The organism is Leptospira noumeaensis (assembly GCF_004770765.1).
GTDB lineage: Bacteria > Spirochaetota > Leptospiria > Leptospirales > Leptospiraceae > Leptospira_A > Leptospira_A noumeaensis.
Genome location: NZ_RQFK01000033.1, coordinates 147,086 through 170,839 on the forward strand (window position 1 = coordinate 147,086; position 23,754 = coordinate 170,839).

24 protein-coding genes and 2 tRNA genes are annotated in these 23,754 nt (G+C 39.6%); 4 read left to right on the forward strand and 22 right to left on the reverse strand.

The annotated features are described in order from the left end of the window. Window positions 1-3 precede the first annotated feature (3 nt). The 16 genes from ggt to EHQ24_RS17520 form a co-directional block, all read right to left on the reverse strand. The gene (gene ggt, locus EHQ24_RS17445; RefSeq protein WP_135602904.1) at window positions 4-1,764 is read right to left on the reverse strand and encodes a gamma-glutamyltransferase; all 1,761 of its coding nucleotides are present in this window, start codon (window positions 1,762-1,764) and stop codon (window positions 4-6) included. Further along, window positions 1,761-2,084, reverse strand: a complete 324-nt coding sequence (locus EHQ24_RS17450; protein ID WP_135580152.1) for a metal-sulfur cluster assembly factor — start codon at window positions 2,082-2,084, stop codon at window positions 1,761-1,763. The genes ggt and EHQ24_RS17450 overlap by 4 nt, the downstream gene beginning before the upstream one ends. Next, window positions 2,074-2,502, reverse strand: coding sequence for an iron-sulfur cluster assembly scaffold protein (locus EHQ24_RS17455; RefSeq protein WP_135602905.1), 429 nt, complete (start codon window positions 2,500-2,502; stop codon window positions 2,074-2,076). The genes EHQ24_RS17450 and EHQ24_RS17455 overlap by 11 nt, the downstream gene beginning before the upstream one ends. Beyond that, entirely contained in the window at window positions 2,486-3,730 is a 1,245-nt protein-coding gene (locus EHQ24_RS17460; RefSeq protein ID WP_135602906.1) for a cysteine desulfurase, read from the reverse strand. The genes EHQ24_RS17455 and EHQ24_RS17460 overlap by 17 nt, the downstream gene beginning before the upstream one ends. Then, a complete protein-coding gene (locus EHQ24_RS17465) occupies window positions 3,727-4,041 on the reverse strand; it encodes a Rieske (2Fe-2S) protein (protein WP_135603127.1) in 315 nt (104 codons plus the stop codon). The genes EHQ24_RS17460 and EHQ24_RS17465 overlap by 4 nt, the downstream gene beginning before the upstream one ends. Further along, on the reverse strand, window positions 4,041-5,204 hold the full coding sequence (locus tag EHQ24_RS17470) for a SufD family Fe-S cluster assembly protein (RefSeq protein WP_135602907.1): 1,164 nt from the start codon (window positions 5,202-5,204) through the stop codon (window positions 4,041-4,043). Before EHQ24_RS17470 ends, EHQ24_RS17465 begins: the two co-directional genes overlap by 1 nt. Continuing rightward, window positions 5,201-5,953 carry a Fe-S cluster assembly ATPase SufC gene (gene sufC / locus EHQ24_RS17475; protein WP_100743094.1) on the reverse strand — a complete coding sequence of 251 codons (753 nt, stop codon included), beginning with the start codon at window positions 5,951-5,953 and terminating at the stop codon, window positions 5,201-5,203. Before sufC ends, EHQ24_RS17470 begins: the two co-directional genes overlap by 4 nt. A gap of 94 nt (window positions 5,954-6,047) precedes the next feature. Continuing rightward, entirely contained in the window at window positions 6,048-7,286 is a 1,239-nt protein-coding gene (locus tag EHQ24_RS17480; RefSeq protein WP_135602908.1) for an EAL domain-containing protein, read from the reverse strand. A gap of 115 nt (window positions 7,287-7,401) precedes the next feature. Beyond that, window positions 7,402-8,685: a sugar phosphate nucleotidyltransferase gene (locus tag EHQ24_RS17485; protein WP_135602909.1), complete on the reverse strand. Its 1,284-nt coding sequence runs from the start codon at window positions 8,683-8,685 to the stop codon at window positions 7,402-7,404. A 54-nt stretch (window positions 8,686-8,739) separates the two neighbouring features. Next, entirely contained in the window at window positions 8,740-9,387 is a 648-nt protein-coding gene (gene purQ / locus EHQ24_RS17490; protein ID WP_135602910.1) for a phosphoribosylformylglycinamidine synthase subunit PurQ, read from the reverse strand. Beyond that, window positions 9,384-9,632, reverse strand: coding sequence for a phosphoribosylformylglycinamidine synthase subunit PurS (gene purS, locus EHQ24_RS17495; protein ID WP_135602911.1), 249 nt, complete (start codon window positions 9,630-9,632; stop codon window positions 9,384-9,386). The genes purQ and purS overlap by 4 nt, the downstream gene beginning before the upstream one ends. Continuing rightward, the gene (locus EHQ24_RS17500; RefSeq protein WP_135602912.1) at window positions 9,614-10,471 is read right to left on the reverse strand and encodes a phosphoribosylaminoimidazolesuccinocarboxamide synthase; all 858 of its coding nucleotides are present in this window, start codon (window positions 10,469-10,471) and stop codon (window positions 9,614-9,616) included. The genes purS and EHQ24_RS17500 overlap by 19 nt, the downstream gene beginning before the upstream one ends. Further along, window positions 10,468-11,595 (reverse strand): PP2C family protein-serine/threonine phosphatase, encoded by a 1,128-nt coding sequence (locus EHQ24_RS17505; RefSeq protein ID WP_135602913.1) that lies wholly within the window; start codon window positions 11,593-11,595, stop codon window positions 10,468-10,470. Before EHQ24_RS17505 ends, EHQ24_RS17500 begins: the two co-directional genes overlap by 4 nt. A gap of 3 nt (window positions 11,596-11,598) precedes the next feature. Beyond that, a complete protein-coding gene (gene ccsA / locus EHQ24_RS17510) occupies window positions 11,599-12,297 on the reverse strand; it encodes a cytochrome c biogenesis protein CcsA (RefSeq protein ID WP_135602914.1) in 699 nt (232 codons plus the stop codon). Between the two features lie 51 nt (window positions 12,298-12,348). After that, window positions 12,349-13,005: a heme exporter protein CcmB gene (locus tag EHQ24_RS17515; protein ID WP_135602915.1), complete on the reverse strand. Its 657-nt coding sequence runs from the start codon at window positions 13,003-13,005 to the stop codon at window positions 12,349-12,351. Then, window positions 12,986-13,606 carry an ABC transporter ATP-binding protein gene (locus EHQ24_RS17520; RefSeq protein WP_135602916.1) on the reverse strand — a complete coding sequence of 207 codons (621 nt, stop codon included), beginning with the start codon at window positions 13,604-13,606 and terminating at the stop codon, window positions 12,986-12,988. Before EHQ24_RS17520 ends, EHQ24_RS17515 begins: the two co-directional genes overlap by 20 nt. A gap of 8 nt (window positions 13,607-13,614) precedes the next feature. Between EHQ24_RS17520 and EHQ24_RS17525 the strand changes: the two genes are divergently transcribed. Then, the gene (locus EHQ24_RS17525) at window positions 13,615-14,631 is read left to right on the forward strand and encodes a tetratricopeptide repeat protein (RefSeq protein ID WP_135602917.1); all 1,017 of its coding nucleotides are present in this window, start codon (window positions 13,615-13,617) and stop codon (window positions 14,629-14,631) included. Here EHQ24_RS17525 and EHQ24_RS17530 read toward each other — a convergent pair. Next, window positions 14,586-15,374: an ABC transporter ATP-binding protein gene (locus tag EHQ24_RS17530; RefSeq protein WP_135602918.1), complete on the reverse strand. Its 789-nt coding sequence runs from the start codon at window positions 15,372-15,374 to the stop codon at window positions 14,586-14,588. The two genes, EHQ24_RS17525 and EHQ24_RS17530, sit on opposite strands and share 46 nt — an antisense overlap. A 71-nt stretch (window positions 15,375-15,445) precedes the next feature. On the opposite strand from EHQ24_RS17530, the gene EHQ24_RS17535 reads away from it, so the two are divergent. Both EHQ24_RS17535 and EHQ24_RS17540 read left to right on the forward strand, forming a co-directional pair. Next, window positions 15,446-16,345: a hydroxymethylglutaryl-CoA lyase gene (locus tag EHQ24_RS17535; RefSeq protein ID WP_135602919.1), complete on the forward strand. Its 900-nt coding sequence runs from the start codon at window positions 15,446-15,448 to the stop codon at window positions 16,343-16,345. Further along, window positions 16,335-17,219 (forward strand): TIGR02757 family protein, encoded by an 885-nt coding sequence (locus EHQ24_RS17540; RefSeq protein WP_244310500.1) that lies wholly within the window; start codon window positions 16,335-16,337, stop codon window positions 17,217-17,219. Before EHQ24_RS17535 ends, EHQ24_RS17540 begins: the two co-directional genes overlap by 11 nt. On the opposite strand, the gene EHQ24_RS17545 is transcribed toward EHQ24_RS17540, so the two are convergent. The 4 genes from EHQ24_RS17545 to EHQ24_RS17560 form a co-directional block, all read right to left on the reverse strand. Then, a tRNA-Glu gene (locus tag EHQ24_RS17545) sits at window positions 17,198-17,272 on the reverse strand. The two genes, EHQ24_RS17540 and EHQ24_RS17545, sit on opposite strands and share 22 nt — an antisense overlap. Window positions 17,273-17,312: 40 nt before the next feature. Beyond that, window positions 17,313-17,385 (reverse strand) — tRNA-Lys (locus EHQ24_RS17550). Between the two features lie 78 nt (window positions 17,386-17,463). Beyond that, a complete protein-coding gene (locus EHQ24_RS17555) occupies window positions 17,464-18,738 on the reverse strand; it encodes an adenylosuccinate synthase (RefSeq protein ID WP_135602920.1) in 1,275 nt (424 codons plus the stop codon). Between the two features lie 7 nt (window positions 18,739-18,745). Then, window positions 18,746-19,771, reverse strand: a complete 1,026-nt coding sequence (locus tag EHQ24_RS17560; protein ID WP_135602921.1) for an ATP phosphoribosyltransferase regulatory subunit — start codon at window positions 19,769-19,771, stop codon at window positions 18,746-18,748. Window positions 19,772-19,893: 122 nt separating this feature from the next. Between EHQ24_RS17560 and EHQ24_RS17565 the strand changes: the two genes are divergently transcribed. Then, window positions 19,894-21,912, forward strand: coding sequence for a 1-acyl-sn-glycerol-3-phosphate acyltransferase (locus EHQ24_RS17565; RefSeq protein ID WP_135602922.1), 2,019 nt, complete (start codon window positions 19,894-19,896; stop codon window positions 21,910-21,912). Here the strand turns inward: EHQ24_RS17565 and EHQ24_RS17570 are convergent. Continuing rightward, window positions 21,902-23,722, reverse strand: a complete 1,821-nt coding sequence (locus tag EHQ24_RS17570; protein ID WP_135602923.1) for an ATP-binding protein — start codon at window positions 23,720-23,722, stop codon at window positions 21,902-21,904. The two genes, EHQ24_RS17565 and EHQ24_RS17570, sit on opposite strands and share 11 nt — an antisense overlap. Between the last annotated feature and the right edge of the window lie 32 nt (window positions 23,723-23,754).

A 23,754-nucleotide genomic window follows, 5' to 3' on the forward strand; every position in this document is an offset into this window, starting at 1 on the left:
GGTTTAAAAACCTAAAGGGACTCCTTCCCCTTTGGGATCGGACACGCCAATGAGGCGGTCACCCTCTCTCGTCACGGCAAATACTTTCGCACGATGCCTAATATATTGGACTTGATAAAATGGTAATTCCGATTGTGGAAAGGAGTCTTTTATTTCTGGATCTAAAAAAATCCGATCGGGTTGGAATTGATGGTGGATCCTAGGATAAGCTACACTTTCGTAAAGGCTTTCTTTCTGAATCAAATACCGGTAAAGAGTATTAAAAATAGAGGTTGGGATTTGGGAACCACCGGGGGCCCCAATCACCATTTTGGTTTTGCCTGCAGCGTCCAGAAGGATGGTCGGGCTCATACTGGAAAGTGGAGTTTTCCCTGGTTCTATGGCATTGGCCTTCGAACCCACAAGTCCATAGAGATTCGGAACACCTGGCGCCACAGCAAAATCGTCCATGGTATTGTTTAGAACAAGGCCAGTTCCTGGAACCATCTGGCCTGCTCCAAAAATTCCATTTACTGATTGGGTTGTGGATACTGCATTCCCATCTTTGTCCAAAATGGAGATATGAGTGGTATTGTAAGACTCTTGTTTTTGTTTTTCCTCTTTAGATTCGGGCCAACTCCCTGAGACTATTTTCTTTTCGATCTCACTAGTTTCTTCTTTGGCATAACTTGCAGATAAAAGTTTAGACACAGGAACCGTTGTAAAACTCGGATCTCCGCCAAGGTCTGCCCGGTCACGGTACGCCACTCGCATAGCTTCCGTAATACGAATCATCTCACCAACGTTTCCCTTCGGAAAAGTATTTCTTTTTTGCATTTCCGAATAGAGGTTCATCATAGTGACCAGATGAACTCCAGAACTAGGAGGTGGCATAGTAAGAACCGTATGTCCCCAAGTAGAAGAAACTAAAGGATCACTCAGCTTTACTTGGTAGTTTTTAAAATCATCACTAGTAATAAAATTTTCGTATTCAGAATAATACTTAGAAACGAGTTGGATGGTCTCTCCATCGAGGAATTCCTTATCAGAATTTTCAACAATCCGTTCCAATGTTTTGGCAAGATCTTCCTGCACGAGAAGTTCTCCTTCTCGAATGGCTCTGTTATCAATCCCAAAAACTTTTTTCATGGCTAAATTCATATCAGGCCAAGTTTTAGAAATCGCATTTGCCAAATCTCCATAGACAGAAAACCCATTTTTCGCATAACGAATAGCAGGTGCAATTACGGCATTCAGTGGTAACTTTCCATGTTGTTTTTGGATTGCTAAAATCCCTTGCACCGTTCCAGGCACTCCAGCACTATAAGCACCTTTTAAAGTTTTACCAGGAATCACAGAACCGTCTGGATTTAAGTAAAACGAGGAAGTTCCTTTTTTTGGTGAACGTTCTCTAAAGTCATAAGCCCATTTCCCTTTTTGTGGTAAATGAATGATGGCAAAACCTCCACCGAATAAACCCGTGGAATGGGGGCGAAGGACGGAAATGGCAAAACTTGAGGCAGCAAATACATCCACAACATTTCCCCCTTGTTTCCAAACTTCCATTCCTGCCTGTGAGGCCAAAGGATGGTCGGAAGAAATGATGATCTCTTTTCCAGAAAATTCATAACGAGACCGTTTTTCTGCAGAACCTTCAATTTGCGGGATCTGAAGGGCAACCTCTTCTTTTCCAGAAAACGATTCCTTTAAGAAAGGAATCGTCTCACAACTGTTAAACAGGAATAGAAAGAGGAAAAGGAAAGGAAAGGGAAATCGAAAGTTCAATCGAAAATCCCCATTTGCATTTTTGCTTCTTCACTGGCCATGGCCCGAGGTTCCCATTTGGGATTCCAAACCACATGGACAACAGCTTCATTAATTCCATCCACTCGGAGGGCATGGTTTTCGATGTCTTGTTTCATTTGTGGACCGGCAGGGCATGCAAGAGAGGTATAGGTCATGGTAATGTCTGCCTTTTCCCCTTCCACTTTGATATCATAAATCAAACCAAGTTCAATCAGAGAAATGCCAATTTCTGGGTCCTCTACCATACGAACACTGTGGAAAACTTCCCATTCCTTTTCTGTTTCTGGATCACGAATCATAAATACCCTCTTTGCATTTTAATAAGGTCTGCCAAGGAAGCAGGCCACAACGATAACGACCGGGATGATTGCGAAGGACTGTAAAAAAGGATAACTCTTCCTTGTCTTCAATCAAACAAGAATCCTCACCATCCAAAAATTTTTTCCGGTTCTCTAAGTAAGACTGGAATTGGTTCGGATCTAGTTTGGATTTATTTTTAAAAAGAAATCCTGCGGCAGCAGCACAAATGGAACAAGATTCACCACCGAGTCCGAGAATTTGGATGGAATGATTTTTTTCTATCTTGTAATAAATATAAATCTCATCACCACAAAGGGGATTTAGTCCTTTCAATGTTTGGAAAGGGACAGAAGGTTTCTCCCATAACCCGTAAGATTTCCATTTTAGGAAATCTTCGAACTTACTTTCTTGCGACACGACCAAATATCGATTTCACTTTGTCAATGGAATGTACGAGAGCATCGATATCTTCTTTTGTATTGTATAAATAGAACGATGCACGACAAGTTCCAGGAATTGATAATTGTTTCATCAGTGGTTGGCAACAGTGGTGACCCACTCGAATGGCCACACCTTCTTCATCTAATATGGATCCAACATCATGAGGGTGGATTCCTTCCATCGTAAAGGATACAACCCCTCCTCTTTTGTCTAAATCTTCTGTTCCATAAATATGAAGGCCACCAATTCGGTTCAGTTTTTCCAAAGCATACTCGGTTAACATCCGTTCGTGTTCTTTGATGTTCTTCATTCCTACGTTTTGAAGGTAATCCAATGCATGGCTAAAACCAATGACTCCGGCAATATTCGGAGTTCCCGCTTCTAATTTTGCAGGGAGGGCCGCATAAGTAGAATTTTCTAACTCTACCGATTCGATCATATCCCCACCACCAAGCCAAGGGGGCATAACTTCTAAAATTTCTTCTTTTCCGAAAAGAACTCCCACACCGGTAGGCCCAAGCATCTTATGCGCTGAAAATGCATAGAAGTCTACATCCATATCCACCAAATGGATGGGCATATGACATGCTGCTTGTGCTCCATCAACTAGAACTTTTGCACCCACTTGGCGAACCCGATCAATAATCCTTGTTAGGTCATGAATCGTTCCTGTTACATTGGACATCTGGCTTATGGCGACTAATTTTGTTCGTTTGGTAATGATTTCGTTTAAATTGGATAAATCGTAAGTTGTATCTTCGTTAATGGGAATGAATTTTAAAAAAGCTTTTTTTTCTAAGGCCAACATCTGCCAAGGAACCAAATTCGAATGGTGTTCCTGGACGGATAAAACAATCTCATCTCCCTCAGTGATATTGGTTCGGCCCCAGGTCTGTGCCACTAAGTTGATGGCATCTGTTGTCCCACGAGTGAAAATAATTGCCTTAGCACATTGAGCCTGGAAAAAATGAGATGTTTTGATCCGAGTGCGTTCAAAAAGTTCGGTTGCATGTTGGGATAAATAATACACTCCCCGGTGGATGTTGGCATTGTCGTTTGTATAATAGTGATTCGTTGCATCAATCACCGACTGTGGTTTTTGTGAAGAGGCACCATTGTCTAAGTATACAAGAGGTTTGCCATTTGGCAAAGTGCGAGACAAAATAGGAAAATCCTTTCGGATTTGGTAAGGATCTAAACTCATACCGCCTCCAAATCTACTTCCAAATCGGTTCCATTCACACGAACAGGAAAAATCACAAGTGGTTCTGTCGCAGGTAAGGCCAAAACATTACCGTTCCGAACATCAAATTTTGCAAAATGCCTAGGACAGGTAATGACAGAACCTTCCAATTTCCCACAGGAAATTTCTTCCCCGTCATGAGTACACGAATCTTCAAAAGCAAAGTATTCCCCATCCACTTTTGTCAGAACCACATTGAAATGGCGAGTTTTTACAACTACCAAACTGCCTTCAGTGACTTCAGAAACGGAGATTAATTTTTTAAAGGCCATCATTTGCCTCCCACGAGAATCTCTTTGATCTCAGATTCCAAAGACAACTTTACTTCATCAGAAAATCCAATGGAATGAATGGTTTCTCCGTAAAAGGCAGTCACAAGTAAGGACTTAGATTCTTCTGGTGTGAGACCACGTGACAAAAGATAAAAATACTGTTCTTCATCTATATCACCAACGGTCGCACCATGAGTGCAAGAAACATCCTCTGCCAAAACCTCTAATTTCGGATTGGCTTCTGCCCTTGCTTTTTTATTCAAGGATAAATTAAATGATTCTTGGTGTGCCGTCACCTTTTTCAAGTTCGGTGGGATAATCAGATTTCCTGTAAAAATATGATGTGCCTTGTCAGTCACAATGGCTTTATAACTGATTTTACTCGTGGTAAAATCGGCATGGTGGAACATTTCCATATCTAAATCTTTTAAATTTCTCCCACCTAGAGCTGACACTCCGTCCACTGTCACTTCAGCCCCTTTCCCAAGTAGATGGGCATGTAAAAATAGTTTAGAACGAAAGCCCCCCATCGGGTAATGGTGGTATTTTACTTGCGAATCATTATGGCCGAGGATACAAACATTTCGAAACCGGTAAAGATCTAGGTCACTGGACTCACGGTCTAAAATTTCTAAATAAGAAGAATCATCGGCAATGTAAAAATCCAAAGAAGTAGTGAGATGTAAATCTTCTGAAGAATGATGATTTTGAAATCTAATCTGAGTTTTGGAAGTTTTTCCTTTGGTGAGGTAAAATATTCTTACAGAATGTTTTGGTTTATCACCTTCTTCTTCAAAAGAAAAATCAGTTTCTCCTTCCTCGAGTAAAATGATTTCATAATAAGGAGCTAATACCAAATTAAGGTAAGCAAAATAATCTTTTGGAGTGTATTTTAAAATATCCGCAAGTAACGAATGAATTTTCTCTTCAGATAACGAATGTTCTACCGTATTTTCTTCCGACGTAGAAACATTTGGACTTATTTCTTTTGGATCAAACTGTAACTCTTTCCAATCCACAGAACCAATGGGAAATTTTCGCCAAGACTCTTCCGAATCTTTGGGTATAACAAGTTCGTTCCAAGTTTCTAATAGAGAAGTATAAAATTGAGTGTATCTTTCTTTTGTCAGAACCAATCGATTTTTTGTGAGTGAGGAATTCATTTGACCCCTTCTCTCTCCAAAATCCAATCGTATCCCACTTCCTCTAATTTTAAGGAAAGGTCTTTGCCACCTGTTTCTAAAATTCGTCCGTCAGCAAACACGTGTACAAAATCAGGTACAATATAATTAAGCATCCTTTGGTAGTGAGTAATGAGTAAAATGGAACGTTCCGGATTTCTATTGGAATTGATTCCTTCAGAAACAATTCGTAATGCATCAATATCCAAACCAGAATCAGTTTCATCCAAAATGGACAAAATGGGTTTGAGTAAACTCATCTGCAAAATTTCAGCACGTTTTTTTTCACCACCAGAAAACCCATCATTCACATAACGCCCGATAAATGATTGAGGGACTTCCAACAGATCCATGGACTGTTTTAATTCTTGTTTGAATTCTTTGACGGGAACTTCTTTTCCCCGATGCGCTTTGAGAATTGACTTTAGAAAATTTCCAATGGTAACCCCAGGAAGGGAAGTTGGGTATTGGAAGGACAAAAAGAGTCCAAGCCTTGCCCTTTCATCGGTTGTTTTATTTAAAATGGACTCTCCCTTAAAGAGGATATCTCCAGAAGTGATCGTATATTTCGGATGTCCAAGAATGACATTGGAAAGTGTGCTCTTTCCTGACCCATTGGGTCCCATAATGGCATGAACCTCTCCGGGCCCGATGGTGAGATTGACTCCCCGGAGGATCGTTTTGTCCCCTACATTAGCGTGTAGAGATTTTATTTCGAGAATAGCGGACAAGGTGGTATCCTGTTTTGTATGTATTTAGAATGATTCTATAATTTAGACGAATCCCTTCTACCAGGAAAAAGCACCACTCAAAAAAAACAAGATTCTATTCCGACCAACCTACCTGGGCAATTAGGATCTTTCCGTTCATCAAAGAGAAGGTAAAGATCACATATTGGTTTTGGTTGGATATATCGTAAAGTGGATACGTAACTCCCCATTTTTTGCGGAACCGTTCCGACTCTTCTTTATGTTTCAAAAAGTATGGTTTCCAAGCGTAGTTGTTCCCAATTTGGCGGGATCTTTCTAAATACCCACCGTTCATCCTGTCCAAATCATAAGTAGGAGTGATTTGGTAACCTTCTGCATCACAGACAAAGACTTTCAGGATTTCTCTCGGCAAGGCACTTAGGATTTGCCCAAATCGGTAGGAAAAATCCTCCTCTTTGACATCGGAAAGTTCATAAAATAGGTCTTGGAGTTGGTCAATGATCCGTTGTTCCCTAATTCCCTTTTCCCTTAGTTCGTTCGAACGAACACTGGAGAAGTTTTCGAGTACGGTTTTCATTTTATCAGAGAAAGTATTGCGATTGAGAAAATGGGAATTCGGTGTCGAGAAATAGAAACCTTGCAAGAGATTGGCACCCATCGAAAGAGCCAGGTTAACCTCTTCTTCCGTCTCTATCCCTTCAAAAAGAAGTTGGCTTCCGAGTTTTTGAGACATTTCCGAAATGGCACCAAGGACTTGTTTGAATGAATTTTTATTCAAACTCTCGCGCATGATGCGAATGTCGACTTTCATAATGTCGGGGTGTAAATACCCAATTCGCTCTAAATTGGAAAACCCCGTTCCCAAATCATCAATGGCGATTTTGAGTCCATAGTCCCGAAAGATTTGGACAATTTGGATGAGGCGGTCAATCGAACCGTCAAATTCATCTTCGGTGATTTCAATCACCACTTGGTTGCGATCGATTCCGTATTTTTCAATGAGTTGGATGATATGAAAGTTTTCGGCAAAAAGATCGGTATGGTGCACACGGGAAAGAAAGTTCGGCATCATGTTAAAAAAGAGTTTGGTGCGAAGGTTACTCTCTTTTAAGGTTTTGACTGCCTTTTCCCTAAGGATGCGGTCAATATTATAAACAGGAACCGGATCCTGATCCCGATTGTGGAAAAGACCGCCGAGAGATTCATAGGTGTTTTCCTTAGGATTGAACTGTCTACCCAAGACTTCATAGGCAGAAATAGACCGATTGATGGCATTGACGATGGGTTGGAAATGAGGGACAAAATATGTCTCGTTCCAAAACTGGTTTCCTTCCGTTGATTCCGCTGTGAACATGGTTCCTTTTCGTCCAGCCTAGAACCCGGAAGAAAACTGACAAGTCAAAATCCCTAAATTTGAGACAATCCAAAGGAATATTGACCTATATTTTACACAAATATGTCAATCTGACTTAAATTGTATACCCATCCGGAACCGCCGTATGCCTTGGAACCACAATGATTCCTTCTCGGATCCGCACATATTCATCCTCATATTCTTGGAGGTTCTGTTCGTTTAACAGCCGAACATTGGCTCCGATGGCGCAGTCTTTGTCGACAATTGTCCGTCGTATTTCGCAGTTAGGCCCAATCCCAATGGGGATCTTCCCTGACTTCCGGTCAAAATAACCATAGTGGTCAAGACCCATAATGATGGAGTCGTAGATCTTTGTTCCTGATGCGATGAGTTGGCGCACCCCAATGATGGAACGGTGCACCTCACATTGGTTTAAGATGGTTCCTTCTGAAATGAGAGCTTGGTTCACTACAGCGTGGATGATTTTGGATGGAGGAAGGGCTCGTGCTCTCGTGTAAATGGGAGTTTTTTCTAAGTATAAATTGAACTTAGGAATATGATCAGTTAACATCAAGTTGGCTTCATAAAAGGCTTTGATGGTCCCAATGTCTTCCCAATAACCATCGTAAGTATAAGCCTTCACTTTTCTTTCGCGGATGGCTTTCGGCAAAATTTCTTTCCCGAAGTCAGCCATATTGCGATCTTCTAAAACATCAATCAGTGTGGTCGTGTTAAAAATATAAATCCCCATATTCGCAAGGAAGTTCCCATTTTTTGTCCGACAAGATTCGACTTGAGAGATGTCTTGTGGTTTTTCTATGAACTCTTGGATGAACCCACCCACTCCCGCCTTCACAATCCCAAGCCCATAAATTTGGTCTTCAGGGATGGCATTGGTTGCTACGGAAATTTCTGTTTCGGGATCCATTAGATGGCTCTGCATAAAGTCAGAAAGATCCATATTGTAAAGTTGATCCCCAGAAAGGATAAGAACGTATTTGGGTTTTTGTTCCCTGATATAAGGCAAAACCTTTCTTACGGCATCTGCTGTTCCTTCAAACCAATTGGCACTGGATACCGTTTGTTCGGCAGCAATGATCTCCACAAAACTCTTTTGGTGGATATTATTTGTCGCATAAGTTCTGTTGATATGTCTGTTGAGTGAGTAAGAATTAAACTGCGTGAGGATAAAGATCTTTTCAAAACCGCTGTTCAGTGAATTCGAAATGGGAATGTCGATGAGTCGGTATTTTCCACCAAAACTCACAGCTGGTTTGGATCTTTTTTCGGTAAGCGGTAATAAACGAGTTCCTTTTCCCCCACCTAAGATGATGGTTAAAACTTCATCTTTTTTGAGGATGAAGTCTACACAATCAATAGAGTCTTCTTGAAATCGCATACCTTCCCTTGTAATCCAATGAGAGGAAAAAGCAAGAAAAGGTTAAAAAGATTTCTATTTTTTTAATAGAACTTCTAAGATTTGTTTTCCATCCATTTTTCCTGTGTATGGATTGATCGCACGTTCTGGATGGGGCATCATTCCTAGAACGTTTCCAGCTTCATTACAAATCCCTGCGATATCATTTAAAGATCCATTGGGGTTTTGTTTGTAACGAAAGACTACCTGGCCATTTTTTTCTAATCGTTCTAAAGTTTGGGAGTCAGCAAAGTACGCCCCTTCTCCATGAGCAATGGGAATGGAAAGTGTTCCTTTGATTTCCTTTGCAATTTTGTTTTCGGAAACGGGAATGAGATCCACATCCTTACAAATATACTTTAAAGTTCGGTTATGAAGTAAAGCACCGGGAAGGAGTCCTGACTCGGTAAGGATTTGAAATCCATTACAAACACCTAATACCTTTCCCCCTTGGTTTGCATATTTGACAACAGAATCCATGGCATTTGAAAACTTTGCCATAGCCCCGCATCGTAAATAATCCCCAAAGGAAAATCCGCCTGGCAAAACCACAAGGTCAGGAGTATCAGAAAAGGATTCTTTGTACCAAGTATAATCGACCTTGGCTCCAAATTCAGATTCAAGAACGGATCCCACATCCTTATCACAGTTGGATCCAGGAAAGGTAACCACTCTTACCTTCATACTTTCTCCACAACCAACCGGTAAGTTTCAATCACTTGGTTCACAAGTAAAGATTCACAAATTTCTTTTGCTGAAATTTCCGCATCTGCTTGAGAACTGGCACTAATTTTCATTTCGATGTATTTCCCCACTCTTAGGTCAGAGATCAAATTTTTCCCTTGGTCATGAAGGGTGCGGAGAACGGTTTGGCCTTGCGGGTCAAGAACCGATTCTTTGAGGGTAACATTTATTTTTGCGACAAACATAGGGTGATTTTATCTTCCAATTCCAAGTATTTTTTACGTAGTTCTAGGATCAAGGATTCGGGCAAAGCGGGAGCGGGAGGATTTTTGTCCCAATCTGTAGATTCGAGCCAATTCCTTAGGATTTGTTTATCAAAACTGGCGGGAGTTTTGCCTAGCTCGTAAGTGGAGCCGTCCCAATACCGCGAAGAATCCGGAGTGAGGATTTCATCAATTAAGATGGGTTTTCCGTCAATGAGGCCAAATTCAAATTTTGTATCACAAAGGAGGATGCCTTGTTTTGCCATAAGGTCGTGTGCTTTGTTGTAAAGTTGTAAGGATAGGTTTTTCAGCTCTGAAAACAGTTCTTTCCCCACTTCTGCTTCCATTGTGGACTCACTCACATTTTCATCATGACCCGAATCATTTTTTCTAGCCGGTGTGAAGATGGGAGTATCAAACTTGTAAGACTCAAGGATTCCTTGAGGATATTTTACGTGAGCGATGGTTCCATCCGTTTTGTATTCCTTCCAAGCAGAACCGGTTAAGTATCCACGAACCACACATTCAAAATCAATTCGTTTGGCTTTTTTGACAAGGACCGAACGACCTTGTAAGGACTCTTCGTTTTGAAACGGAGGTGGAAATTTGGACACATCATCCGTGATCAAATGATTTTGGATCTCTGGAAAATGTCGAAACCAAGCCGTGGAGATACGGGTCAGGATCTTTCCTTTATCCAAGACTGGTTCTTCAAATACAACATCAAATGCAGAAATTCGATCGGTTGCCACAAGGAGAAGCGAATCTCCTAAATCATAAACATCTCTGACTTTGCCTTTATAACTGGGACTAGGAATCATAACTGTATACACACCATGGCCATATCATCACTGGGAGTGGAAGTTCCACAAAATTCTAAAATTTGATTTTGGACTGATAACAAAATATCATCACCTGACTTAACTGATTTATGAAAGATCTCTTTCATTCCCTCTTCGGTAATGTATTCAGACTTGGAATTCATTGCTTCACTGGCACCGTCTGTATACATAAAAAACATCGAACCGTTTTTTAGTTGTACAGTTTGTACTTCATCGTTAGCAGTGAAATTGATCCCCATAATCATAGGACTCATTCCTTTTAAAAATTTTGTCTCTCCATCGATATAAACAATAGGAGCGGGATGACCTCCATTGATATAAGAAAGTTTTAAATCGGAATCAAGGATCGCATAACAAAAAGTAATGGCATAATCTTCCGGAAGAACGAGTTCCATGTTTTTACGTAAATGTTCTACTCGTGCATGGAGACCCATAGAAGTAACTAAATTGAATAATTGCATTTTGAACATCGCACCAATGAGAGCTGCACTCGGTCCATGCCCAGAACAATCAGCAATCACGATATGAAGTTTCTTTTCTTCGATCCAAGTATCGACAAAGTCCCCACCAATTTGTAAATAGGGATGGAATAAGGTTTGGGCTTTGATTCCATTCCAAATAAAACTTTTTTCAGGGATGAGTTGATCTTGGACTCTTCTTGCAGTTTGTAATTCTTTTTCGTATTTACTTTTTTGTGTGTACAACTCGTCCTGTAAATCCTTCAAACGAATCACAGAACGAATTTTTGCCACAAGTTCCCTTTTATTAAAGGGTTTATTGATAAAATCGTCTCCACCATTTTTCATGGCTTCCTGAAATCCAACTTCTCTCTCTATGGATGTAATAAAAAGAATGGGAAGGAGTTTGAACTGGTCCATGGTACGAAGTTCCCTACAAAAGGAAAATCCGTCTTGCACAGGCATATTGACATCTAAGAGAAGTGTATCGATGGCTGTGTTTAATAATACGAGCCTTGCTTCTTCCGCAGAATAAGCAGTATAAGTTTTAAATCCTTCTTGTTGCAGAAGGTATTTCAATAGTTCCACGTTTTCGGGAACATCATCAACTATCAGGATGGTATGAATGGATTCTTCTGTTGCCATAGTTCAATCCAGTTCCGATTTTAATTTGGATCTGATATCTTGGATTTTTTCACTGCGATTGGAAATAAGAAAAAGGAAAAGAAATAGAAAGTGGAAGGCTAGAACCCCGAGCCACATACTTTGTTTCATATCAGAATCCATCCCTCCTTTGCCGAGAACACTTCCCGGATGATTTCCTGGATTTTCAATCCAACGGATGGCACCCCAAGTGAGGATGGCACTCACAGCACAAAGAACAGAAAGGTAAGCCGAAAGGATGGCTTTTTTGGTTTTACCCGGAACTAAATAACGAAAAATAAAATAACTAACAAGCGAAATACAAAGGATAAAAAAGGACTGCAATCTAGCATCCGTTTTGTCCCAAGGCACTCCCCAAGCACTATAAGCCCAAATGGGACCAGAAAACAAAACACCTACAGCAAATAAAAAAGCCAGTTGATTGGCCGTGAAGGCAAGCCTATCCCAAAGCATATTTCTCGAAAAGAGAAAAACCAAAGAGAACAAAAAGGACAAAATTGGGCCATATAACGCAACCCATGCGACCGGAACATGTAAGTAAAAAATTCTATGGCTCAAACCCTGTTCCAAAATGACATTGGGATACACTAACGAAAAAATAACGGCAAACACAAGTGAGATACATACAACAAGATAAAAACCGATGTCGAAAACAGGGTGGAATATCCGAATCTTACGTTCCATTTTTTTCCAGATTTTCAGAGATAGAAAGAAATTCTACGAGAAAACAAGGACCTAATGCTCATTCCTTAGAATCTCAATCATCACCGAACCAAGGGTTGCGTAAAATAACATAAAAAAGAGAAGCAAACCCACAGAAGGTAGGTAAAACCCTGGTTCCAACCAGTACCGATTTTCTGCTTCCAACCCAAAAAGAAAAAGTGGAATGGAAAAGGGAAGTTGTAAGAGAGGAATGATGATTTCTTTCAGCCTGCTTTCAAAGGCAATGAGGCCGAGAGAAACTCCGAGAAAAACCAAACACCCACTCCCCAAATTGGCAAATAACCATTCACCGAAGTACCGGTCGACACTCATGTTTTGAAAGAAAACAGAAAGGACAAGGACAAGGGAGGCGTTCACCAAAATCGTACAAAACCAAATGGCAAGGGACTTGGCTAAATAAAGCGAAATCGGACTTACAAAAGAGAGACTGGCTTCCCAACCCATAGACTCACGTTCTTCCCAAAGGCTTTGGCTCACGATCACAAAGTTCAGTAAAAAAATAATGGCCCATTTGATTCCACGAATGCTTCTTTCCGATAACATTTCATTCACTTCAATGGAGGTATAAAAAATAAAAACTACAGATACACTTAAGGTAAAAAGGGAAACAATCCCACCGAGAGATCTGCCTATCAGATAAAATTCTTTTTTAAGTAAGGTGAGTAACAATCACTCCTCCTTTCTCAATTTTTAATTGGGATGTACATTGTAATTCCTTTGGAACCGAATGGAGAACAATTAGAATGAGTCTGGACTTCGATTCCAAATTCAGAAGTTCACTTAAAATTTTTGAAGATTCGGCATCCAGGCCCGTATAGGGTTCATCAAATAAGATGATTTCAGCAGAAGAAAGGAAAACTCGAAGGATGGCTACCTTTTGTTTCATCCCACGTGAGAATGTATGGATGGGATCCCAGATTCTTTTTTGCAAACGAAAGGCTTCCAATAAAGATTTTCTTTTTTTAAGATCAGGAATTGTCCCATCTAACTTAGCAAAGTAATCTAAGTTTTCTTCTAAACTTAAGGAAGAGTAAAATCCTAACTCGTGACCCAGGTAACTTAGTTTTTTTTTGCCTTGGTTCCAATTCCATCGGGGAGAAGAAAGGGAATGGTGGTAAATCTCTTTCAAAAGAGTGGACTTCCCTGCTCCATTTTCTCCAAGCACTGCCACAAGCCCTGTCTCAAAAAATGAAAGATTGATCTCTCTAAGTAAGACCTTTTCGCCGACACTTATACTAAGCGCTTTTGTTTCCAAAAGAGTTTGGTTCATTCTACACCATGTTCTTCCGTAGCTTCAGTCTCGCACTTATGTTTTTTATCCCCAGTCTGATTTGGGGACAAAAATTAATTGGGAACCAGGAATATCCTGAAATCCTCTGGGGCAAAGACCAGGAGTTTGATACCTCTGATTTTCCGAACGGTTCCTTTATCTACCAAAAAGATGATTTTATCTTGGCACGAGGAAAACTCTTCCAAGGGGAACCTCCCAAATCCAATGGAAGTTTTACCTATGGAACTGAAACCATCACCAATTCCGGAAAATGGAATAACGATACCATTGAAATTCTTTTGAACGGAAAACCAAATACTAGAAACGAAGTCATCAAACGTTTAGAAGCCGGAGTCAGGTTTGATCCTCAATTTTTTCCTTTCCGTTACAACTTAGGACGGCTGTATTCTTTGGAAATGAATTACGAAAAAGCACTGGTTGAATTTGAATACGCCAAAGCAGAGATGCCAGAGTATTTTAAAACCTATTTACATATCGCCATTCTTTCTGAAATCACAAGGCAAGTTTATTATGCGATTATGAATTACAAATTGGCTGTGGAAAAAAATCCCTATGATACAGAGGCTCTTATCCGTCTTGCGGATCATTATCTCGCGACAGGACTCAAAAACCGTGCCCTTCTCTATTTGAATAAAGCTCTTAAGATTGAAGAAGAAAGTCCAAATGTGAAATTAGGATTTGCTAGGCTTGAAATGGAAAAAGGAAATTTCCATATAGCTTATAAAATTTTCAATCGCACCACTCTCACCACAGCCGAAGGGAAACCAAAACCTTACGATAAAAAATTCCATTATTATTTTGCTGAAACTGCATCCAAAGTCACTGACTATGAAACTGCAGAAGAAGAATATACAAAGATGTTAAGTTTTACCAATGATCCCTTCTTTGCTACCGTCTCTTCCAAAGTCATCGCAAGAAGACGTGACATTGCGAAAAAATTTGCTGAGGCAAAACGAACTCAATTGGATGATTCCGAAGAAGAAACCACTCCACCAAACGAGTGATTTCTAGCAGCAACCAAACTTTGTAACAATCTGGATTTTGGATGCGTAAGTATTTCCTTAGGTTTCCCAACTTCCACAATCTCACCCCCATCCAAAACATAAATTTCATCACACATATAAGACAAAAATCCTAAATCATGAGAAACAAAAAACATTCCTAAACGATCCGTTTGGTTGATTTGTTTCAGTTCTTCGGCAATTTTTTTTTGAACCAGTACATCGAGTGCTGTGACTGGTTCGTCCAGAAGAAGATACTCAGGATTTGTCAAAAGAGATCTTAAGATGGCAAAACGTTGCAACTGTCCACCACTTAACTCTTGCTTGGTTTTATTTAACAAATCTAATGGCAATTCAAACCGAGAACAAAGTCCCTCAATCCGTATCCATTCTTCTTTTTTTGTTTCTTCTGTTAAAAAAAAACCTTTTTTGATTCGAATGGGTTCCAGTAGTAAGTCTTTCATTTTTCCCAAATGGGAAAAACTGCCATGCGGGTCTTGAAAAACTGGTTGGAGACAAGGATTTTGTTTTTTTGATAAGGGATTACCTTTCCAATCGATAGTCCCAGACCAAGTGTATCCATCAGAAGGATTCAATAGCCCGAGAGCCAACCGAATCAAAGTGGATTTACCAGAACCTGATTTTCCAATCAGACCAGTGATTCTATTTGTATCTGCCTTTAGATTGATTTGGTTTAAAAGGATTTTCCCATTTACTTTGACAGTAATATTTTTAAGAGTAAACATTGGGTTCACTCCATAAAATCATTGCGTTTCTTTTTTCGAAAGGGAGACTAAAGAGTAAGGAGAGTTGCGAATTGGAAACAGTTAAAATCACAGAAGTAGGACCAAGGGATGGATTACAAAACGAAAAAACCATTCTCTCCACTCAGGATAAATTTGAATTCGTATCTCGTCTAGTAGAAACCGGAGTGAAACATATCGAACTCACTTCCTTTGTTAGAAAGGACAGAATTCCACAAATGGGAGATGCTTCTGAACTTTCCTCCCTCATCCTTCCGAAGTTCCAAAACAAAGTCAAATTTTCTTCACTCACTCCGAATGCCAAAGGGTATGAAGGAGCAAAGGAGGCAGGTTTTAAAGAAGTAGCCGTATTCACTGCCACTTCTGAAAGTTTTACTAAAAAAAATATCAATATGTCCATCGAAGAAAGTTTGGATTTTTTTAAACCCATCTTTACCCAAGCAAAAACAGATGGAATCCAAGTGCGAGGATACATTTCTACAGTCATCGCTTGTCCTTACGAAGGAAAAATCAAACCAGAAAAAACTCTTGAGATCGCTGAACGTTTATTAGATGCAGGTGCTTATGAAATTTCTCTAGGAGAAACCATTGGAGTTGCTGTTCCAACGGAAGTAGAAAAACTACTGGAAGTCCTTTTGAAAAAAATTCCAAAAACATATTTGGCAGGGCACTTCCACGATACTTATGGAATGGCAATTGCGAACACCAAACAAGCGCTTGTGATGGGAATCCGAAGTTTTGATAGTTCTGCGGGAGGCCTGGGTGGATGTCCTTACGCAAAAGGTGCCGCTGGTAACGTTGCGACTGAGGACTTAGTTTATTTTTTACATAGAGAAGGATACCAAACAGGAATCCAATTGGACTCTCTGGTTTCAGCAAGCCAATTTATGGAAGAAAAAATTGGAAGGAAACTGACTTCTAGAACATACGTTGCCATGAAGAATGCCGATTGATTTATACCTTCTCCATACTAAGTTAGAAGATCTAAAAAAGAAGTATCAAAATCTAAGTTATTTAGAAACAGATCCCATTTGTTTTCCTAAACAATACCAAGATCCTCTCGATATTGAAGTAGTTTCTTTCATTTCCTGTTTATATGCTTATGGGAATGTAAAAAGCATACAAGGTTTTCTAAAACCAATCTTTCTTAACCTTGGAAAATCCCCCTACCAAACCTTATTGGGCCAAGATTCAAAGTTTCAATCCGTTCTCTCTGGCCTAAAGGTTTATAGGTTTCAAACCAAAAAAGACAATCAAATTTTCTTTCGAACGTTAGCAAGGGTAGTCGCCGAGAAAGAAAAAAAATCCCCGCTCTTAGAATCGTATTTTCTAGATTCAAAAGAAGTTTTTGAAGAAACAAAGTCCATCCAAAGGTTTCAAAGTTTTTGGGAAGAGGAACTTAAAAAAACAAGCGGTAAAAAAAACCTCTCCTATGGGCTCCAATTTCTAATTGGTAAGTCTACAGCAAAGTCTCCGAAAAAAAGATTATCCCTTTTCCTACGATGGATGGTAAGGAACTCCTACCCCGATTTTGGTCTTTATAAAAAAATACACGCTAATCAAATCCCCTTCCCATTAGATGTTCATATCCAAAAATTAATCCAAGTTTTGGGAATCACCACGAGAAAAAGTTTTGGAGTGAAAGAATCCTATCTAACTCGCGAGTTTTTTAAACAACTAAACCCCGTAGATCCTTTGTTATACGACTTTTACCTAACAAGAGTAGGAATCATTGAGAAATGTAATGCTACTTATAAAAAGGATGTTTGCGAAACTTGTTATTTGAAGGAAGTTTGTTTGGTATTTGGTAGTGCCACGGGGAATTGAACCCCGATTGCAAGGATGAAAACCTTGTGTCCTAACCATTAGACGATGGCACCGTGTGAAGAACGTGTTTAAGAGTTTCAAGAACTCTAATTTTGAGTCGTCGGGGATTCGAACCCCGGACCCATTCCTTAAAAGGGAATTGCTCTACCAGCTGAGCTAACGACTCGTTCTGTAGCCAAGAATATCGAACCACCTTTCTCGGTCAACAACTACTTAAAAAAAAGATCCAGAGTTTCTTATTTTTTTAGTCCATGATGATCGTGTGTTCACGATCAGGTCCAGTCGAAACAATTCCAATTTTCGTATTCACTAGTTCTTGTAAGGACTTAATGTAAGACTGGCAAAGTGTAGGTAACTTAGAGAAAGAATTGATACCAGAAATATCATCTTTCCAGCCTTTATACTCAGCAAACAACGGTTTGACGTCTTCTAATCCTTGGGATGGAAAAAAATCTAACTTTTTGCCTTTGTATTCGTATCCAACAACGACAGGAATGGAATCATAATGACTGAGTACGTCTATTTTAGTTAAAACAAGAGAGTTGATCCCGTTGACAGTCACAGCATGTTTGATCATCTGAACATCAAACCAACCACAACGTCTTGGTCTCCCTGTGGTAGATCCATACTCTCCACCTAACTTTCGAAGTACGTCCCCGGCTTCTCCCAAAATTTCAGAAGGAAATGGCCCTTCTCCCACTCGGGTAGCATAGGCTTTAGTAATCCCAATCACATCTTGTAAGTATCTGAAACTCACCCCAGAACCTGCCAAGGCCCCGCCAGTCGTAGGGTTCGAGCTTGTCACGTAAGGATAGGTTCCAAAATCGATATCAAGCCCAGTCCCTTGTGCCCCTTCGAGTAATACCCGTTTTCCTTTTTGTAGTTCCGAATTGAGGTAGTACACTGTGTTCACAATGTTTTTACCAATTTTATCCGCGAAGTCCAAAAGATGGTCATACATTTCATTGATATTCACAGGTTCTAAATCATAGTATTTTACTAGTTCTTGGTTTTTGACTTCCAAGATATGAGTGAGTTTCTTTTTTAAATTTTCTTTATCTAAAAGATCACCCGCACGGACTCCATTACGAAGCATTTTGTCCGCGTAACACATCCCTATCCCTTTTTTGGTAGTTCCAATTTTTCTTTCTGGAGAAGAACCTGCTTCCCTTGCTTCATCGATCAAACGATGGTAAGGAAGTAGGATATGACAAGAATCACTGATAAGAACTTTTTCTTTTACTTTGAATCCATGGGATTCTAAATCAGCGCATTCTTTTAAAAAATATTCTGGATCTAAAACCACACCGTTTCCAATCACACAAGTCGTATTGTCATAAATAATTCCAGACGGAACCAAATGGAAAATGTATTTTTTTCCACCCACTACGACCGTATGACCCGCGTTTGCACCGCCTTGGTATCTTACAATGATATCTGTATCTTTGGAAAGGTAATCAATTACCTTTGCCTTTCCTTCATCACCCCATTGTGCTCCGACAACTAAATTTGCAGGCATAATTCCCTCATTTCACCTTATTTACAATTTCTTCTATGGAATCAAGATGCAGGGCAAAACCACAGGCATCTTTCCTAATTCCAGTAAAACTTTCATACAATTCATTATAAACACCGCCGGCCAAAACCGGCTCTGGATCACCTTCTACATAACCCTGAAACATAAATCCAGTGTAATACGATAGATCTCTCAGTAAGGATGGATCCCAAATGCAAGGAATCCCACCAAGAACCTTTGACCACTCGGCAAAAAAAGAAGTGATCGATTCCAAATCACCTTTCAAAATTTCCCATTCCTTGGGATCTAATACATTTCTCAATGACTCTTGAAATTTTGGCATTTCACTGACAGAAATTGCTTTGAGCAAAATTTGAATCATTTCCATATGCGGTTCTGAGGTATTTTCTCTAGCGGCAAGGGAAACAAGTTCCGGTAAGTTTTTGGTATATAAAAGTTGGCGTAAAACTTTGGTTTGTTCTTCATTCCAACCAAGAATATTCACAACAGAACGAAAAAAAGCAGAGTGTCCAAAAACAATGGTGAAGGGAACCTTGGGTGCTGCACTTTGCCAAAGTTTATTTAAAATTTTGATTTGAGATAAAATTTGGTTTGTATCACTTTTTCCAAGCGACTCCACACCAATTTGTAAGATTTCACGCCTCGACGCATTACGTTTTTTGTGGTCACGAATCTTACGTGCAAAGTAAAATACATTTTGATTCTCTTCCCAATGGGAACGAGCGGCCATTCCCTTTACCACCTGTAGTGTTAGGTCAACACCTGGAGAAATTTCATTCCCATCCCAATCTTTAGAGACAAGTAAACTCTCCACACCATGATCCAAATGAGAACGAAATGAATTAGAATAATCAAAAGATGGTAAATTGATTTCAGCATACCCTTCTCTTTCAAAGAGCTCTGAAAAAGTTTGTAGTAAAATCCGCCGGTTTTTGCTTTCTTCGGGGCCTAAAAAATGAAATCCATCCGGAATCCATTTTTGTTCCGAGGAAATTGCTTTGTGTTTTTGATTCATACCGGGATCTCGATCACCCAAGAAGTCAGTTTAGAGAAATCCTGGATTTACGCAATCAATTGTAAAAATCGAATAGACAAATCGAAAGTTTTCAGTAATTTAATGTCGGTTTAGAGGCATACATGACAGAAAAAGAAGCCACTTTGGGACGCTGGCATAAAGAATTTTTTGAGAACATTCACCTATTTGTAAAATCGGGACTGTCCGAGTCCGAAGCAAAGTCCATTTTAGAAGAGTTTTTAGTCCTTTCACAAAGTACGCCAAAACCAAAGGTAATGGATATCTTTCAAGAACCAGAACGTTTGGAAGAGATTGGAGTTTTCACTGACATACGTCCCGAACCTCGTGACTTTATGTTGAAATTTCTAGATCCCATTATGAAAAAATTCAAAGTGGAAGGTATAGAAAACCTGAAACTTCTAGATGGAGTCATCGGGAAATATCCAGTCACTTTAATCTCCAACCACTTAAGTCATTTAGATGCACCTGCCATCTTTACTCTTCTATATAATTCAGGGCCAGAAGGGAGGAAAATTGCCGAGTCTCTTGTGTTTATTGCAGGACGCCTCGCCTTCGAACCTGACTTCACTCGTCTTGGACTCTATATGTTTGGAACCCTACTTGTTTGTTCCAAAAAGGATATGGCCGACAACCCTTCTCTTTCGGATGTAATGACCAAAATCAATATGCGGGCCTTTCGTAATTCACAGAAATTACAATCTGATGGAAAGGTGATTTCTATTTTTCCTGAAGGAACGAGGTCTCGGGATGGAAGGCTTATGCCATTTGTTGACACTGTGTACCATTATGTTGCCAATAAAGTCATCCTCCCAATTTCTCTAGAAGGAACAGAAAAAATTCTTCCTATTGAAGGATTACTTTTTAACCAAGCAGTTGGAAAACTTGTGATCGGCAAACCAGTGCTTGTTGGTGAACTTACCAAAAAGGAAATGGAAACCTTTCCGAAACACATCGAACAAATTTCTTTTCCAGGGACTGGTGATAAAAAACAGTTCATCATTGATAACCTAGCACTCCTTGTCGGTAGCAATTTAAACAAACACAAACATGGAACCTATCGTAACCTTTACAAAGGGGATGTTCGTGAAACCAACCAACTCATTTCGCTTCCTAAAAAACCGGAAGAACATGTAGTCATCATTGGATCGTCCAATATGTCAGTGGCTTTTGCTTGTGTAATGGCAAACAAAAATGTAAAAGTTACGATTTACACACCTGATTCAGATATTGTAAAACAAAGTAACGAAGAAAGACGTGATGTGGTTCATTATCCAATTTACAAACTTCCACCAAACATTGAATTCTCGGACAAACCTGAAGTGATGGAATCAGCCACACTATTCATCCAAGGAACCAATCCATGGGAATTTGATGGAATTTATTCTAAAATCAGAACCTATTTGCAGAAAAACAAATCCCCGATGGTAAATGTCATCAAAGGATTTACAGGTTCCAAAAAAGGTCTTATTTTAGAAGATTTGAACGAACTTTTACTAATTGAGAGGGAAAGATTGGCTGTCGTATCCGGTGCTTGTTACCCCGATCAAATTATGGAAAGGAAAATATCCGGATTTGAAATATCTGCTTTTGAAGATTCACTCATTCCAAAACTCCAGGAACTTCTCTCCAACAATTATGTTTTTACAAGGGCCGCGATCAATTCCCGCGACACAAAAGGTGTACAACTCGGAGGAGCTTTAAAAACAATTTATGCCGTTGCTATGGGCTTGGTAGAAGGATACTTCAAACGAGAGTTAGGTGGAAATGTAGACAACACACTTTTCCATTTGAGTAATCGTTTCTTCAATGAAATGGTTTCCATTGGAGTTTTACTCGGGGGGGATCCAACCACGTTCAATGGCCTTTCGGGAATGACAGACTTTATGTTGGCTTGTTTCGGATCTGATACACGAGATAGAAAATATGGTTATGATCTAGCTTATGGCACAAGACCCGAAAAAATCACCAATGGATTTTATGGATTAAAGGTTTTACCAAATCTCATTCAATTAGATGAAAAAAGGCATCCGATTGTGACAGCTGCTTACAGGACGGTCATCCAAAACGAAGAGTTTGATTTGGTGGCAGAAAAATTGCAGATGCAGCTCGCTAGGTTTTAGGTAAAAAAACTTCAAATACCGTACTGCCGGGTTCTGATTGGAACTGAATCCGGCCATGGTGTCTTTCTTCTACTGATTGTTTTACAATCCCGAGCCCAAGCCCTGACCCTTCTCCCTTTTCTTTGGTTGTATAAAACGGTTCAAAAATTCGTTTTTGGATTGTAATAGGAATTCCTGGGCCATTGTCTTTAATTTGAATCACAACTTCCTTTTCGAATTCATCCACTTGGATGGTAAGAATTCCCTTAAAAGCCATGGCCTGTAAGGCATTATAAATGAGATTGGTCCAAATTTGAATGAGTTCATCAGGATATCCTAAAATGGTAGGACTCGAATTATACAATCGAATACAATCAACTCCAGATTTCATTTTACTTTGGTATAAAGTTAGAACTGTTTCAATTGTATCCACAATATTGATTGGCGATTTTGCTTCATTTTTATCAAATCTTCCATAACTCTTTAAACTATAAACAATTTTGGATGTTCTTTCTACTGCCAACCGAATGGATTCAATACTACGTAATGTGTTTAGTTCAGAAAGAACTAAGTCGAGTAAAAGAGAAGATTGGAAACGAAGTAAAAAACTTTGGTTTTCGAGAAAATAATCAGGAACACCTAAATCAACAATACGGTCAGCCAAATCATAGGCCGGTTCAATTCCGAATCGATTAAATATACCTTCCAAATTCTTTTTTGCCTTACGAGCTTCCGCAAAGGCATAAGATTTGGGTTTGATAGTAAATAAATTTGTTACCCAAGTGACAATTTCATTAACTTCTTCTTCTGAATGCTTAGAAAAAGATTCTTTGATCTGGAACAAACGATTTCCGAAATTTCCAATGCGGTTGTAAATTTGTTCACTAAATGCCGAAATTGCTGCCAGAGGGTTATTGATTTCATGGGCAACACTAGCAACTAACTGACCTAAGGTTGCCATTTTTTCAGCAAGGATCAATTGGTCTTGGGTTTTCTGTAAATCTTCTAAAATCCGATTGAGTTCTTTGGTTCTTTCTTTAACAGCATATTCAAGAGCTTCTTTACTCTGTTTTGATTCGGTAATATCGATTAGAATCGCAAGTAAAGTAGGCCTTCCATGATTATTGAGGATCGTATTCCCTGAAACCACATGACGAATTTCACCGGTTTTGGTTCTTACACTGGCCTCCAGCCCCGTACTCCAACCCTTTTTTTGCACTTCCGCAAGAAGCCTGGCCCGGTCTAATTTGGTGATCCAGATATTCAATTCATGCGATGTTTTTCCAATGATCTCGTCCCTTTCAAATCCAATCAACCGGCAGTAGGCTTCATTGATATCATCGTATTTGCCTGTTTCCGCGTCAGATAAGCTAACGGCCGCTGGGTTCAGTCGAAAGACACTTTCAAAAAGTTCTTTGCTAATGACGAGTTCACTTTGTAATGCACTCGCCAAGTTTTCCTTCTCTTTAAGCGCCGTTATGTTTTGTCCAGCAGATAATAGATACTTCCCATTTTCCAGAATCCTACCGCTAAAGAGAATTACGACCGTAGCTCCGGATTTTGTTATGAGGGAAACTTCTTTGTTGAGAATATGGCCGTCCGTTTTTAGTTTTTCTAAAATAATCTCTCTATCATTTGTATTCGAATAAATCCCTAAATCTAGAGTGGATTTTCCAATCACCTCTTCCTTTGTCCGACCAAGCCAATGACAATATACTTCATTTACCTCCACATACAATCCCGTCTGCATATCAGTGAGTGACATCCCAATGGGACTAGAACTAAAGGCTGTATGCCAAATGGAATCGGATATAGACTGAGAGGATGACATTCGTTTGGAATCTAGTATTTGATCAGAATACA

Coding starts and splice junctions, on each gene's coding strand:
- EHQ24_RS17485 (WP_135602909.1), bottom strand. CDS start 8,685: ATGCGATTTCAAGAAGACTCTATTGATTGTGTAGACTTCATCCTCAAA.
- EHQ24_RS17525 (WP_135602917.1), top strand. CDS start 13,615: ATGTTCTTCCGTAGCTTCAGTCTCGCACTTATGTTTTTTATCCCCAGT.
- EHQ24_RS17565 (WP_135602922.1), top strand. CDS start 19,894: ATGACAGAAAAAGAAGCCACTTTGGGACGCTGGCATAAAGAATTTTTT.
- purQ (WP_135602910.1), bottom strand. CDS start 9,387: ATGAAGGTAAGAGTGGTTACCTTTCCTGGATCCAACTGTGATAAGGAT.
- EHQ24_RS17520 (WP_135602916.1), bottom strand. CDS start 13,606: ATGAACCAAACTCTTTTGGAAACAAAAGCGCTTAGTATAAGTGTCGGC.
- EHQ24_RS17505 (WP_135602913.1), bottom strand. CDS start 11,595: ATGGCAACAGAAGAATCCATTCATACCATCCTGATAGTTGATGATGTT.
- EHQ24_RS17450 (WP_135580152.1), bottom strand. CDS start 2,084: ATGATTCGTGATCCAGAAACAGAAAAGGAATGGGAAGTTTTCCACAGT.
- EHQ24_RS17500 (WP_135602912.1), bottom strand. CDS start 10,471: ATGATTCCTAGTCCCAGTTATAAAGGCAAAGTCAGAGATGTTTATGAT.
- EHQ24_RS17560 (WP_135602921.1), bottom strand. CDS start 19,771: ATGAATCAAAAACACAAAGCAATTTCCTCGGAACAAAAATGGATTCCG.
- EHQ24_RS17530 (WP_135602918.1), bottom strand. CDS start 15,374: ATGTTTACTCTTAAAAATATTACTGTCAAAGTAAATGGGAAAATCCTT.
- ccsA (WP_135602914.1), bottom strand. CDS start 12,297: ATGGAACGTAAGATTCGGATATTCCACCCTGTTTTCGACATCGGTTTT.
- EHQ24_RS17540 (WP_244310500.1), top strand. CDS start 16,335: ATGCCGATTGATTTATACCTTCTCCATACTAAGTTAGAAGATCTAAAA.
- EHQ24_RS17480 (WP_135602908.1), bottom strand. CDS start 7,286: ATGTTCACAGCGGAATCAACGGAAGGAAACCAGTTTTGGAACGAGACA.
- EHQ24_RS17460 (WP_135602906.1), bottom strand. CDS start 3,730: ATGAGTTTAGATCCTTACCAAATCCGAAAGGATTTTCCTATTTTGTCT.
- EHQ24_RS17555 (WP_135602920.1), bottom strand. CDS start 18,738: ATGCCTGCAAATTTAGTTGTCGGAGCACAATGGGGTGATGAAGGAAAG.
- EHQ24_RS17465 (WP_135603127.1), bottom strand. CDS start 4,041: ATGGCCTTTAAAAAATTAATCTCCGTTTCTGAAGTCACTGAAGGCAGT.
- EHQ24_RS17470 (WP_135602907.1), bottom strand. CDS start 5,204: ATGAATTCCTCACTCACAAAAAATCGATTGGTTCTGACAAAAGAAAGA.
- EHQ24_RS17570 (WP_135602923.1), bottom strand. CDS start 23,722: ATGTCATCCTCTCAGTCTATATCCGATTCCATTTGGCATACAGCCTTT.
- purS (WP_135602911.1), bottom strand. CDS start 9,632: ATGTTTGTCGCAAAAATAAATGTTACCCTCAAAGAATCGGTTCTTGAC.